Source organism: Sphingomonas sp. Leaf9, assembly GCF_001421355.1.
Taxonomy (GTDB): domain Bacteria; phylum Pseudomonadota; class Alphaproteobacteria; order Sphingomonadales; family Sphingomonadaceae; genus Sphingomonas.
This window is the reverse complement of the sequence record NZ_LMKC01000001.1, coordinates 852,043-865,000: the sequence shown is the minus strand read 5'-3', so window position 1 is coordinate 865,000 and position 12,958 is coordinate 852,043. Positions and strand designations below refer to the sequence as shown.

At 63.7% G+C, this 12,958-nt stretch carries 10 protein-coding genes, 2 tRNA genes and 2 rRNA genes; 7 read left to right on the top strand and 7 right to left on the bottom strand.

Features of this window, described 5'->3' with window-relative positions:
- Positions 1-264: 264 nt before the first annotated feature.
- From ASE58_RS04130 to ASE58_RS04115, 4 genes are all read left to right on the top strand, one after another.
- Positions 265-3,058, top strand: a 23S ribosomal RNA gene (locus ASE58_RS04130).
- Positions 3,059-3,164: 106 nt separating this feature from the next.
- A 5S ribosomal RNA gene (rrf, locus tag ASE58_RS04125) occupies positions 3,165-3,279 on the top strand.
- 70 nt (positions 3,280-3,349) lie between these two features.
- Positions 3,350-3,426, top strand: a tRNA-Met gene (locus tag ASE58_RS04120).
- A 36-nt stretch (positions 3,427-3,462) separates the two neighbouring features.
- A tRNA-Met gene (locus tag ASE58_RS04115) sits at positions 3,463-3,539 on the top strand.
- 103 nt (positions 3,540-3,642) lie between these two features.
- Here ASE58_RS04115 and pobA read toward each other — a convergent pair.
- From pobA to ASE58_RS04080, 7 genes are all read right to left on the bottom strand, one after another.
- Positions 3,643-4,812 (bottom strand): 4-hydroxybenzoate 3-monooxygenase, encoded by a 1,170-nt coding sequence (gene pobA / locus ASE58_RS04110; protein ID WP_055818030.1) that lies wholly within the window; start codon positions 4,810-4,812, stop codon positions 3,643-3,645.
- On the bottom strand, positions 4,809-5,756 hold the full coding sequence (locus tag ASE58_RS04105) for a Gfo/Idh/MocA family oxidoreductase (RefSeq protein WP_055818028.1): 948 nt from the start codon (positions 5,754-5,756) through the stop codon (positions 4,809-4,811). The genes pobA and ASE58_RS04105 overlap by 4 nt, the downstream gene beginning before the upstream one ends.
- 125 nt (positions 5,757-5,881) lie before the next feature.
- Positions 5,882-6,724, bottom strand: coding sequence for a class III extradiol dioxygenase subunit beta (locus tag ASE58_RS04100; RefSeq protein WP_055818026.1), 843 nt, complete (start codon positions 6,722-6,724; stop codon positions 5,882-5,884).
- Positions 6,724-7,134, bottom strand: coding sequence for a protocatechuate 4,5-dioxygenase subunit alpha (gene ligA, locus ASE58_RS04095; RefSeq protein ID WP_055818025.1), 411 nt, complete (start codon positions 7,132-7,134; stop codon positions 6,724-6,726). Before ligA ends, ASE58_RS04100 begins: the two co-directional genes overlap by 1 nt.
- On the bottom strand, positions 7,131-8,150 hold the full coding sequence (locus ASE58_RS04090) for an amidohydrolase family protein (protein WP_055818022.1): 1,020 nt from the start codon (positions 8,148-8,150) through the stop codon (positions 7,131-7,133). The genes ligA and ASE58_RS04090 overlap by 4 nt, the downstream gene beginning before the upstream one ends.
- The gene (locus ASE58_RS04085; RefSeq protein ID WP_055818019.1) at positions 8,147-8,995 is read right to left on the bottom strand and encodes an NAD(P)-dependent oxidoreductase; all 849 of its coding nucleotides are present in this window, start codon (positions 8,993-8,995) and stop codon (positions 8,147-8,149) included. The genes ASE58_RS04090 and ASE58_RS04085 overlap by 4 nt, the downstream gene beginning before the upstream one ends.
- Before the next feature lie 54 nt (positions 8,996-9,049).
- Positions 9,050-10,246 (bottom strand): LysR family transcriptional regulator, encoded by a 1,197-nt coding sequence (locus tag ASE58_RS04080; RefSeq protein WP_055818018.1) that lies wholly within the window; start codon positions 10,244-10,246, stop codon positions 9,050-9,052.
- 105 nt (positions 10,247-10,351) lie between these two features.
- Here ASE58_RS04080 and ASE58_RS04075 point away from each other — a divergent pair, with 105 nt between their 5' ends.
- The 3 genes from ASE58_RS04075 to ASE58_RS04065 are packed head-to-tail and all read left to right on the top strand — an operon-like array spanning position 10,352 to position 12,955.
- On the top strand, positions 10,352-11,023 hold the full coding sequence (locus ASE58_RS04075; protein WP_055818016.1) for a 4-carboxy-4-hydroxy-2-oxoadipate aldolase/oxaloacetate decarboxylase: 672 nt from the start codon (positions 10,352-10,354) through the stop codon (positions 11,021-11,023).
- Positions 11,016-12,071, top strand: coding sequence for a 4-oxalomesaconate tautomerase (locus ASE58_RS04070; protein WP_055818014.1), 1,056 nt, complete (start codon positions 11,016-11,018; stop codon positions 12,069-12,071). The genes ASE58_RS04075 and ASE58_RS04070 overlap by 8 nt, the downstream gene beginning before the upstream one ends.
- Positions 12,068-12,955: an amidohydrolase family protein gene (locus ASE58_RS04065; RefSeq protein ID WP_055818012.1), complete on the top strand. Its 888-nt coding sequence runs from the start codon at positions 12,068-12,070 to the stop codon at positions 12,953-12,955. Before ASE58_RS04070 ends, ASE58_RS04065 begins: the two co-directional genes overlap by 4 nt.
- Positions 12,956-12,958: the final 3 nt, after the last annotated feature.

The following is a 12,958-nucleotide window of genomic DNA, read 5'->3' as shown; positions in this document are numbered from 1 at the left end:
CGGGGAGGGACGGCGTTAAGGCGCCGCTTCCGATATTTGACATTGTGAATGGTTTTTTCAAATCGATGCCGTGAGGCGTTGGTTCGGAAGGGAAGCGCGAGCCGCAAGGTTCGTCAGCAACTCCAACGGACTGGCGTTCATCACAACAAAGGCTGAGCGATTTTCAACCACACCGATACAAACCGCGTGACACTGCTCTGCCGAGTTTCGTGTCGCCACCCTAGCGGGTGTCGATCCAGTGTTGTCGTTGGTGGTGTGGACTCTCAAGCGTGAGGTAAGGGCAATTCGTGGATGCCTTGGCATGTACAGGCGATGAAGGACGTGGCACGCTGCGATAAGCGTCGGTGAGCTGTGAGCAAGCATTGACCCGACGATTTCCGAATGGGGAAACCCACCTATCCGATTAATCCTGACTGTTGGAAACGGCATGCAGGGTTAATTGGGGAAGGTATCTCTTAACTGAATACATAGGTTTCGAGAAGCGAACCCGGCGAACTGAAACATCTCAGTACCCGGAGGAAAAGACATCAACCGAGATTCCGTTAGTAGTGGCGAGCGAACGCGGACCAGGCCAGTGCTTGGATTTCAACTAGCAGAACAGCGTGGAAAAGCTGACCATAGCGGGTGACAGTCCCGTATGCGAAAGTGATGATCCAAGACTCGAGTAGGGCGGAACACGTGTAATTCTGTCTGAACATGGGGGGACCACCCTCCAAGCCTAAATACTCGTACATGACCGATAGCGAACTAGTACCGTGAGGGAAAGGTGAAAAGCACCCCGATGAGGGGAGTGAAACAGTACCTGAAACGGATTGCCTACAAGCAGTTGGAGCCCTTTTATGGGGTGACAGCGTACCTCTTGCATAATGGGTCTGTGACTTAATCTATCAAGCAAGCTTAAGCCGTTAGGTGTAGGCGCAGCGAAAGCGAGTCTGAATAGGGCGAATGAGTTTGATGGATTAGACCCGAAACCCGGCGATCTAGGCATGACCAGGATGAAGGTGGGGTAACACCCACTGGAGGTCCGAACCGATTAACGTTGAAAAGTTACCGGATGAGTTGTGTTTAGGGGTGAAAGGCCAATCAAGCCGGGAAATAGCTGGTTCTCCGCGAAAACTATTGAGGTAGTGCCTCGGATGGACACCTTATGGGGTAGAGCACTGGATGGTTGCGGGGGTCGCGAGATCTACCAATACTAACCAAACTCCGAATACATAAGAGTGATATCCGGGAGACAGACGGCGGGTGCTAAGGTCCGTCGTCAAAAGGGAAACAGCCCTGACCTACAGCTAAGGTCCCCAAGTCGTGTCTAAGTGGGAAAGCATGTGGGAATCCCAAAACAACCAGGAGGTTGGCTTAGAAGCAGCCATCCTTTAAAGAAAGCGTAACAGCTCACTGGTCTAAACAAGGGTTCCTGCGGCGAAGATGTAACGGGGCTCAAGACACGCACCGAAGCTTAGGGTGTGGCGCTTATGCGTCACGCGGTAGCGGAGCGTTCCGTACGCCTGTGAAGCGATCTGGTAATGGGTCGTGGAGGTATCGGAAGTGCGAATGCAGACATGAGTAGCGATAAAAAGGGTGAGATGCCCTTTCGCCGAAAGACCAAGGGTTCCTGCGCAAGGCTAATCCGCGCAGGGTGAGCCGGCCCCTAAGACGAGCCCGAAGGGGGTAGTCGATGGGAACCACGTTAATATTCGTGGGCCTGGTGGTGTGTGACGGATGGCGTGTGTTGTCAGACCTTATCGGATTGGTCTGGCTTCGAAGCTGTCCCGGGAAATAGCCCCACCGTATAGACCGTACCCGAAACCGACACAGGTGGTCAGGTAGAGTATACCAAGGCGCTTGAGAGAAGTGTCCTGAAGGAACTCGGCAAATTGCCTCCGTACCTTCGGAAGAAGGAGGCCCCACATAGGCGCAAGCTCTTGTGGGGGGCACAGGCCAGGGGGTAGCGACTGTTTAGCAAAAACACAGGGCTCTGCTAAGTCGGCTTCAAGACGACGTATAGGGCCTGACGCCTGCCCGGTGCCTGAAGGTTAAGTGGAGGGGTGCAAGCTCTGAAATGAAGCCCAGGTAAACGGCGGCCGTAACTATAACGGTCCTAAGGTAGCGAAATTCCTTGTCGGGTAAGTTCCGACCTGCACGAATGGCGTAACGACTTCCCCACTGTCTCCAGGACATGCTCAGCGAAATTGAATTCTCCGTGAAGATGCGGAGTACCCGCGGTTAGACGGAAAGACCCCGTGCACCTTTACTGCAGCTTCAGAGTGGCATTAGGAAAGAACTGTGTAGCATAGGTGGGAGGCTTTGAAGCGTCGGCGCCAGCTGACGTGGAGCCATAGGTGAAATACCACCCTGTTGTTTTCTGATGTCTAACCTGCGCCCATGAAACTGGGCGAGGGACCCTCTGTGGCGGGTAGTTTGACTGGGGCGGTCGCCTCCTAAAGAGTAACGGAGGCGCGCGAAGGTTGGCTCAGGACGGTTGGAAACCGTCTGTTAGAGTGCAATGGCATAAGCCAGCCTGACTGCGAGACTGACAAGTCGAGCAGAGACGAAAGTCGGTCATAGTGATCCGGTGGTCCCTCGTGGAAGGGCCATCGCTCAACGGATAAAAGGTACGCCGGGGATAACAGGCTGATAACCCCCAAGAGCTCATATCGACGGGGTTGTTTGGCACCTCGATGTCGGCTCATCACATCCTGGGGCTGGAGCAGGTCCCAAGGGTTTGGCTGTTCGCCAATTAAAGTGGTACGTGAGCTGGGTTCAGAACGTCGCGAGACAGTTTGGTCCCTATCTGCCGTGGGCGTCGAAATTTGAGAGGAGTTGACCCTAGTACGAGAGGACCGGGTTGAACGTACCTCTGGTGTACCTGTCGTCGTGCCAACGGCGCAGCAGGGTAGCTATGTACGGACGGGATAACCGCTGAAAGCATCTAAGCGGGAAGCCTCCCTCAAGATAAGATTTCTTAGGACGGTCGGAGACCACGACCTTGATAGATCGGATGTGGAAGCGCAGTAATGCGTGAAGCTAACCGATACTAATTGTCCTATTCGCGCTTGTAGAGTTCACACCCCCAACGTCAGCACTGGCTGCTCGACATATGGCGTGGTTGAAAACTCCTCAGCCCTTGACATCGATTTGAAAAACAATGTGCACCCGCTTCATTGCCTGGTGGCTATAGCGTCTGTGAACCACCCGATCCCATCCCGAACTCGGCCGTGAAACCAGCCTGCGCCAATGGTACTATTGCTCAAGCAATGGAAGAGTAGGTCGTCGCCAGGCATTGAAGCCGGTGCACATACCATTCACAATCTCATCTCACCCCTTACGCCCGCAAGGGCGACCAAGGTGTCGCGGGGTGGAGCAGCCCGGTAGCTCGTCAGGCTCATAACCTGAAGGTCACAGGTTCAAATCCTGTCCCCGCAACCAACTCACCCCTTACGCCCGCAAGGGCGACCAAGGTGTCGCGGGGTGGAGCAGCCCGGTAGCTCGTCAGGCTCATAACCTGAAGGTCACAGGTTCAAATCCTGTCCCCGCAACCAAACCTTACCCAAACCGATTATGCCACCCCGCAAGCTCACGCTCGCGGGGATGCTTGCGTTTCAAGGCGCGGGCGGACGCTTCGAACTAGCCGTTGGCCTCGCGCTACAGTGGTAGCCCTACATAGTTCTCCGCAATGGCCGTCTGCATCGCCAACGAACTGGCGACATAATCCAGCTCCGCCGTCTGCATGCGATGTTCGAAGGCGCCGTCCTCGGGGAACCGATGCATCAGCTTGGTCAGATACCAGCTGAAGCGTTCAGCCTTCCAGATCCGCGCCAGCGCTCGCGCCTGATAACCGACCAGGCCACGGTCGTCGTCCTTCTGGAAGAACGCGATCAACGCGTCCGACAGATAGGCGACGTCCGACGCGGCCAGGTTCAGTCCCTTCGCACCAGTTGGCGGCACGATATGTGCGCTGTCGCCGGCGAGGAACAGCCGACCATGACGCATCGTTTCAAAGACATAGGAGCGCAGCGGCGCGATCGACATCTCCAGCGCCGGCCCGCGGGTGACGCCGTGGTCGGAAAGCGGATCGAACCGCCCGGCCAGTTCGTCCCACAACCGCTCCTCGCTCCAATCCTCGATCCGGTCGGTCAGCGGTACCTGCACATAATAGCGGCTGCGCGTCGCCGAGCGCATCGATGCGAGCGCAAAGCCGCGCGCGCCATTGGCGTAGATCAGTTCTGGGTGGCAGGGGGGCACGTCGGCAAGGATGCCGAGCCAGCCGAACGGATATTCCCGCTCGAACTCGCGCACCGCCGCCGCCGGGATCGCCCGACGCGAGGGGCCATGAAACCCGTCGCAACCGATGATGAATTGCGTATCGATCCGGGTGGCGACGCCGTCCCGCAGGAAGGTGACGAACGGCGCTGCGCTGTCGATATCGTGTAGTGCTACATCCTTCGCATCGTACACAATGGTCAGGTCGCGTGTCGCCGCCGCTTCCATCAGGTCGCGCGTCACCTCGGTCTGGCCATAGACGGTGACATGGCGCCCGGTCAGCGCCTTGATATCGATGCGGATCAGGTGATCGTCGGTGGCGAAGTTGAACCCTCCCTCGACCAGCCCCTCCGCGCGCAGCCTCCGGTCCAGCCCGAGCCGGGTCATCAGGTCGGTCGTCACCGCCTCCAGCACGCCTGCGCGGATGCGGCCGAGCACATAGTCGGGCGATTGTCGCTCCACGACGATGCAGTCGACCCCGGCCGCGCGCAGCAGATGGCCGAGGAGCAGGCCCGAGGGACCTGCCCCGACGATGACGACCGACGTCTTCATCGCGCGGCGGCCAGTTGCCGGTCGAGCGCGTCGAGGACGCGGTAGCAGGGCAGGACCTGCGCGACGCTGGAATTGGGTTCGCGGCCTTCGCGGATCGCGGCGATGAATTCGCGGTCCTGCAGCTCGATCCCGTTTGTCGACACCGCGACGCCCGACAGGTCGATCGGCTCTTCCTTGCCCGTCACCAGATCATCGTAGCGCGCGATATAGGTGCCGGTGTCGCCGATATAGCGGAAGAAGGTGCCGAGCGGCCCGTCATTGTTGAACGACAGCGACAGGGTGCAGATCGCACCGCTTTCCGCCTTCAGCTGGATCGACATGTCCATCGCGATGCCGAGTTCAGGATGGTGCGGCCCCTCGATCGCGTTCGCCTGCACGATCGGCCCCGCCTGATAGGCGAACAGGTCGACGGTATGCGCGGCGTGATGCCACAGCAGATGGTCGGTCCACGACCGCGGCTCGCCCTTGGCATTCATGTTCTTGCGGCGGAAGAAATAGGTCTGGACGTCCATCTGCTGCACGGCGAATTCGCCGCGCGCGATGCGGTCGTGGACGAACTGGTGGCTGGGGTTGAAGCGACGGGTATGGCCGCACATCGCGGTCAGCCCGGTCGCGTTGGCCTTTGCCAGCACCGCCTCGCCATCGGCCAGGCTGTCGCACAGCGGGATTTCCACCTGCACATGCTTGCCCGCATCGAGGCACTGGATCGCCTGTGCCGCGTGCATCTGGGTCGGGGTGCACAGGATCACGGCGTCGAGACCGGGCTGTTCCAGCGCCTCGGCGAGATCGGTCGTCGCATGGCCGATGCCGTATTTGGCGGCGATCGCCTGGGTCGGTTCCAGCCGGCGACCGACCAGCGAGACGACTTCGACCCCATCGATATTGCGAAGGCCGTCGAGATGCTTTTCACCAAAGGCGCCAGCGCCGGCGAGTGCGATTTTCATGTGCTTCTCCCTCTCCCGCATCGGGAGAGGACTGGGGGAGAGGGGCAGTCTCTCATTCCCAGTCCTGTCGTTTGTGGTGTTCGACTGCCCCTCTCCCAACCCTCTCCCCTGCAGGGGAGAGGGCTTTAGTTGTCTGGCTTGAGCACGAGGTGGCCGATGGCGGTGTTGCTGCACGGCACATGATAATGGCGGTGGAGTGCCTTGGTGCGCTTGCCCATCGCCCCCCGCATGATGAGCCACATCACCATCTCGATCCCTTCGGACCCGGTTTCGCGCAGATATTCGATGTGCGGAATGTGGCGCAGCCGGTCGGTGTCGCCGATCATCCCGTCGAGGAAATCATTGTCCCATTCGCGATTGATCAGGCCGGCGCGCGGCCCCTGCAACTGGTGGCTCATGCCGCCGGTGCCCCAGACCTGCACGTTCAGATCCTCGGGAAAGCTGGCCACGGCGCGCGCGATCGCCTCGCCCAGCGCCCAGCAGCGATTGCCCGAGGGCGGGGGATAGGTGACGACGTTGACCGCCAGCGGAATGACCTTGCACGGCCACTGCGCCACATCGCCGAACATCATGCTGAGCGGCACGGTCAGTCCGTGGTCGACGTCCATCTCGTTGATGATGGTCATGTCGAATTCGTCGAGGATCAGGCTCTGTGCGATGTGCCACGCCAGGTCGGGGTGGCCATGAACGTCGGGCACCTGGCGCGGACCCCAGCCTTCGTCGGCGGGCTGGTAGACTTCGCCGCAACCGATCGCGAAGGTCGGAATGATCCTCATGTCGAACGCGGAGGCATGGTCGTTATAGACCAGGATCACGACGTCGGGCTTTTCCGCCTTCTCCCACGTGCGCGTCCAGTCATAGCCGGCAAAGATTGGGCCGAAATAATCGTCGCGATCCTTAAGCAGGTCATGCGCGACGCCGAGTAGGGGGACGTGGCTGCTCGCCACGCCGGCGGTGATGCGGGCCATTATCGCGGGTCCTTCTTCGAACGGACGCCCTGCGGCGATCGGCCGCCGGCATTCATCATCGCCTGATAATCCTCGACCGACACGCCGGTCATCGTGCTGACCGCCTGCACGAAGCTCAGGCCATCGGTCGAAAAGACTTTGGCGAGGAAATAGATGTTGCCGCCCAGATCGAGGCAGCGATTATAGTCGCGCGAGAGGATCGCCGCGCGCTGCTCCGCGCTCAGCGGCCATTGGTCGAGATAGGCCGCCTCGTCCGCCTTCCACCGCTCACGGTTTTCCGGCTTCATCAGGCTCATCGCGAACTGGTTCATGTGATAGCCCTGCCGCGCCCGCGCGGCGGTGAAGACGCGGGTGCCGGGAATATCCTCGAACTCGGCCAGATAGGCATGGATGTCGTTGGGTTCGCTCACAGGCCGCGCTCCATCAGCAAGGCGTCGAGGCGGGGAAAGACGCGACGGGCATTGCCTTCAAAGATTGCGGCGCGTTCCGCGTCGCCGATATCCAGCGCGTCGACATAGCGTTTGGTGTCGTCAAAATACTGTCCCGTGGTCGGATCGATCCCGCGCACCGCGCCGACCATCTCGCTGCCGAACAGGATGTTCTTGCTGTCGATCACATTGGCCAACAGGTCGACGCCGGGCTGGTGATAGACGCAGGTATCGAAGAAGATGTTGCGCATCAGATGGGTGTCGAGCGCCGGCTTCTTCAGCATGTCGGCGAGGCCACGATAGCGCCCCCAGTGATACGGCACCGCGCCGCCGCCATGGGGGATGATGAACTTCAGCGTCGGGAAGTCGGCGAACAGGTCGCCCTGCAGCAGCTGCATGAAGGCGACGGTATCGGCGGCGATGTAATAGCCGCCGGTGGCGTGCATCGCCGGATTGCAGCTGCCCGACACATGGATCATCGCCGGCACGTCCAGCGCGACCATCGCCTCGTAGAACGGATACCAGTAGCGATCGGTCAGCGGCGGATGGGTGAAATGCCCGCCGCCCGGATCGGGGTTCAGGTTGCAGCCGATAAAGCCCAGCTCGCGCACGCAGCGTTCCAGCTCGGCGATCGAAGCGGTCATGTCCGCCTTCGGGCTTTGCGGCAACATGCAGACGCCGACGAAGGTATCGGGGAACAGAGCGACGACCCGCGCGATCAGGTCGTTGCAACGGCGCGCCCATTCGATCGCCACGCCCTCGTCGCCGACATGCGGTGCCATGGCGGAGGCGCGGGGGGAAAAGATCGTCAGGTCCGCGCCGCGTTCCTTGATGAGGCGCAGCTGGTTCGCCTCGATCGTCTCACGGATGTCGGCATCGCTGATCTCGGGATAGTGCGGGGCGGGTTCGCCCGCCTGGTACGCCGCCACCTGTGCTTCGCGCCAGGCGTCATGGGCCTTGGGCAGCACGGTGTAATGGCCGTGGCAGTCGATAATCATGCGGTGTCTCCAAGGGCGGCGAGCTTGGCCGTCAGGCCGTCGGGCGGGGTGAGGCCGAGGCTGCCGAGCGCGTGCTGGCGGCGGATCGTGCCGCGCGTCATCGCCGGCTCGACGCCCAGCGCCTCCAGCGTGGCTGCGACCTCCTCCATCTCGGCTGCGCGGCGGAGGCCGTGGGCCATCATCCGGTCAAGATTATAGTCGATCCGGCTTTCCCACCCTTGCAGTTTCCAGCTGGTGTCGAGCGAGGCGACCACCGCATCCCGCACCCCGGCACGTTCGGCGGCCAGCGCGCATTCAGCGGTTAGCGCTTCCAGCCCCTTCACCATTACCGACCGGATCATCTTGATCGACGATGCGTCGCCGATCGTAGGGCCGGCGATGGCGACATTGGTGAAGCCATGGTCGCGCAACACCCCCTCGGCTTCCGCCGCATCGGGACCGGCGAGCAGCAGCGGTACGGCCAGCCGTACGGGCAGGACCGGGGCCATCACCGCGACATCGATATAGCGGCCACCGGCGGCGGCGATCGCCTGCGCGGCGGCGCGCTTGGTATCGGGAGCGACGCTGTTCATGTCGAGCCACAGCGCGCCGGGGGCAAGGTGCGGCGCAGCGGCGCGGGCGGCGGGCAGCGCCTGATCGGCGGTCACCAGCGAGAGCACAGCATGCGCCCCGGTCAGCGCAGCCTGCGGCGCATCGCAGCCCTCGACCCCGGCGGCGCGACATGCATCGAGCAAGGCGGCGCGCGTCGTCGGATCGGCGACCTTGCGGTCGTAGCTGCGGACGCCGGGACGGGCGAATGCCTGCCCTGCTTCGCCGAACCCGATCGAGACGATGATCCTTTGCATGTTCCCGGCCTACCGGGCGAACCGGACATGCCGCCAATCGGAAAGCGCCGGGCCTTATCGGTTTTCCTGAAGTCTGGTTTCCTGGGATGCACGTTCGAGCAGCGCGATCAGCCGCGCCTGCCCGGCGGTAGAGCGCCATCCGGTGCGGGTGGTGATGCCGATGGTCCGCACCGTGTCGCTCAGTTCCGGCCCGATCCGCACCAGCAGCCCGGCATCGACCTCCAGCGCGACCTGATCGGGGGAGAGCAGGGTCAGCAGGTCGCTTTCGGCCAGCAGGCCCCGGATCACCATCACCGATCCGCATTCGACCGGCACCGGCGGCAGCGGGCGGCCGGCGAACAGCGTTTCCCAATGGCTGCGCAGCGGGGTGCCGGTGGGGCCCACGACCCAGGGTTGCGCGGCAAGCTGGTCGAGATCGACCGCCTTGCCCGCCAGCGGATGGCCGGCGCGGGCAAAGATGGCGAGCCGGTCGGCGAACAGCGGTACCTGATCGATCCCGGCGGGCGGATCGCTGCGCAGCGCGCCGATCATCAGGTCGATCACGCCATCGAGCAGCGGGTCGACCAGTTCGCGCCACGACCCCTCCACCACGTCGATCACCGTGCCCCGTGCATCGGCGAGGAATAGCGCGAGCGCGTGCGGTAGCAGCAGCGCGCGGCTGAGCGGCATTGCGCCCACCGCGATACGGCCGCCCTCGCCGGCATCGCCGCGCGCCTCGACGATGCCCGCCGCGATCTCCCCCGCTGCCAGGCGTACGCCGCGCGCAAGCGCACGGCCGGCGGCGGTCAGCACCATGCCGCGCCCGCGCCGTTCGGCCAGCGGCGTCGCCCAGATCGCCTCCAGCTCGCGCACCGCGCGGTGGATCGCCGGTTGCGACAGCCCGCTGCTGACCGCTGCGCCGGCAAAGCCGCCCGCATCGGCGAAGTGCAGGAACGCCTCCGCCTGGGTCGCGGTCATCAGCGCGTCGGGCCGGGCAAAACCGCGCTTGCCGCCGCGCCGGCCGATCCCGGCCAGCAGGGCAAAGGCACGCTCGGTGCGCTCCGCCAGCGCCTGCCCCGCGGCGGTGGCGGTCATGCCGTCGGGATGCCGTTCGAACAGACGGGTGCCGAGCTGGCGTTCGAGCTTGCCGAGGCCCTGGGTCAGCGCGGGCTGTGACAGGCCGGTGGCGTCGGCGGCGCGATTCAGGCTGCGCTCGGCAACGATATGGCCGATGGCGCGCAGGTGGCGCAGGTTGAGGTCGAACGGCTTCACGACGGCGGATATAGCAAAAACTTATGGGCCGCGCGCAAGATCGATTGGCATTGCCGCGCGCGACGCGGGACGGACGACACGACTTGCCCCCAAGGAAGGACCGCCATGAACGTCGTCGTGCAGCATATCGACCGGGCCGATGCGGCGGTCATCGACGGCCTTGCCGCCGCCGGGGTCGCGACGGTGCATGAGGCGCAGGGGCGGATCGGGCTGCTGGGCCATCAGCTGCGTCCGATCTATTCGGGCGCGCGGATCGCGGGCAGCGCGGTGACGATCTCCGCCGCGCCCGGCGACAACTGGATGGTGCATGTCGCGATCGAACAGTTGCAGGCGGGCGACATCCTCGTGCTGGCGCCGACCAGTCCGTGCATCGACGGCTATTTCGGCGACCTGCTGGCAACCAGCGCGATGGCACGCGGCTGTCGCGGGCTGGTGATCGATGCCGGGGTGCGCGACGTGCGCGACCTGACGCAGATGGGCTTTCCGGTATGGTCGAAGGCGGTGTTCGCGCAAGGAACGGTCAAGAACACGCTGGGATCGGTCAATGTGCCGGTGGTCTGCGCCGGAGCCGCGATCGACGCGGGCGACGTGATCGTGGCGGATGACGACGGCGTGTGCGTGGTGAAGCGCGCCGACGCCGCGGCGGTACTGGACAAGGCCCGCGCGCGGGAAGCGGCGGAGGAGGGCAAGCGGGTGCGACTGGCCGCCGGGGAACTGGGCCTCGACATCTACGACATGCGCCCGCGTCTCGAAGCGATGGGGCTGAAATATGTCTGACGGCGTGCGCTGCATGTGGATGCGGGGCGGCTCTTCGAAGGGCGGCTATTTCCTGAAGGACGACCTGCCCGCCGACCCTGCCGCACGGGACGCATTCCTGTTGCGCGCAATGGGATCGCCCGATCCGCGCCAGATCGACGGCATGGGCGGCGCGGACCCGCTGACCAGCAAGGTGGCGGTCGTGAACCGCTCGACGCGTGACGGCGTGGACGTCGATTACCTGTTCCTGCAGGTGTTCGTCGATCAGGCGATCGTGACCGATGCGCAGAATTGCGGAAACATCCTGGCCGGTGTCGGCCCGTTCGCGATCGAGCGCGGGCTGGTCGCGGCGGCGGACGGCGAAACGCGGGTCGCGATCTTCATGGAGAATACCGGACAGGTCGCCGTCGCCACGGTGCAGACTCCCGGCGGCGTCGTGACCTATGCCGGTGATGCGGCGATCAGCGGGGTGCCCGGCACCGCCGCGCCGGTGCCGCTGGCGTTTCGCGACACGGCGGGGTCGTCGTGCGGGACGCTGCTGCCGACCGGAAACGGCGTCGACACCATCGATGGCGTCGCGGTCACGATGATCGACAATGGCATGCCGTGCGTCGTTATCGCGGCACAGGACGTTGGAATCACAGGCTATGAGGATCGCGAGACCCTCGACGCGAATGCCGCGATGAAGGCCAGGGTCGAGGCGATCCGGTTGCAGGCCGGGCCGCTGATGAATCTGGGCGACGTGACCGAAAAGTCGGTGCCCAAGATGATGCTGGTCGCCGCCCCCCGCGATGGCGGGGCGATCGCGGTGCGGTCGCTGATCCCGCACCGGGTCCATGCGTCGATCGGCGTGCTGGGCGCGGTCAGCGTCGCCACCGCCTGCCTGATCGACGGATCGCCTGCCGCGAAGGTCGCGAAGGTGCCGCGGGGCAGGCATCTGACGCTGGGGGTCGAGCATCCGAGCGGGGTCACCGAGTGCGTTGTTACGCTGGACGCGGAGGGCCAGCCGGTCGAGGCGGGAATGCTGCGCACCGCGCGGAAGTTGATGGATGGGGAGATTTTCGCGTGAAGGACGAACAGGGCCGTATCCGCAGCTGGACGCTCGAACCCTCCACGCCGCGCTTTATCCCGCCGCCGGGGGCGGCCGATGCGCATTGCCATGTGTTCGGGCCGCAGGCGGACTTTCCGTTCAGTCCCAAGGCGAAATACCTGCCGCAGGATGCCGGGCCGGACGCGCTGTTCGCGCTGCGCAGGACGCTGGGGTTCAGCCGCAACGTCATCGTGCAGGCGAGCTGCCACGGCACCGACAATCGTGCCACCTTGCACGCGATTGCCGTGTCGCAGGGCACGTGTCGCGGGGTTGCGGTGGTCGATCCGGCGATCAGCGATGCGGAACTGGACGCGATCCACGCCGGCGGCATGCGCGGGGTGCGGTTCAATTTCCTGAAGCGGCTGGTCGACGATGCGCCCAAGGACCGGTTCCTCGACATCGCGCAGCGCATCGCGCGGCTGGGCTGGCATGTCGTCGTCTATTTCGAGGCGGATCTGCTGGAGGAGATGCGCCCGTTCCTCGCGGCGATCCCGGTGCCGGTGGTGATCGACCATATGGGCCGCCCCGATGTGACCCAGGGGCCGGACGGCGCGGACATGGCCGCGTTCCGGTCGCTGCTCGACAGCCGGGACGATATCTGGACCAAGGTGACCTGTCCCGACCGGCTCGACCCCGCCGGGCCGCCCTATGCCGATTTCGTGGCGGCGGTGCGGCCGTTGGTCGCGGCATATCCCGACCGGGTATTGTGGGGCACCGACTGGCCGCATCCGAATATGGAAAGCGTGCTGCCCGACGACGGCGCGCTGGTCGACGTGATCCCGGCGATCGCGCCGACCGAGGCGTTGCAGAGGAAGCTGTTGGTCGACAACCCGATGCGGTTGTACTGGCCGGAGGAAGTGTAAACT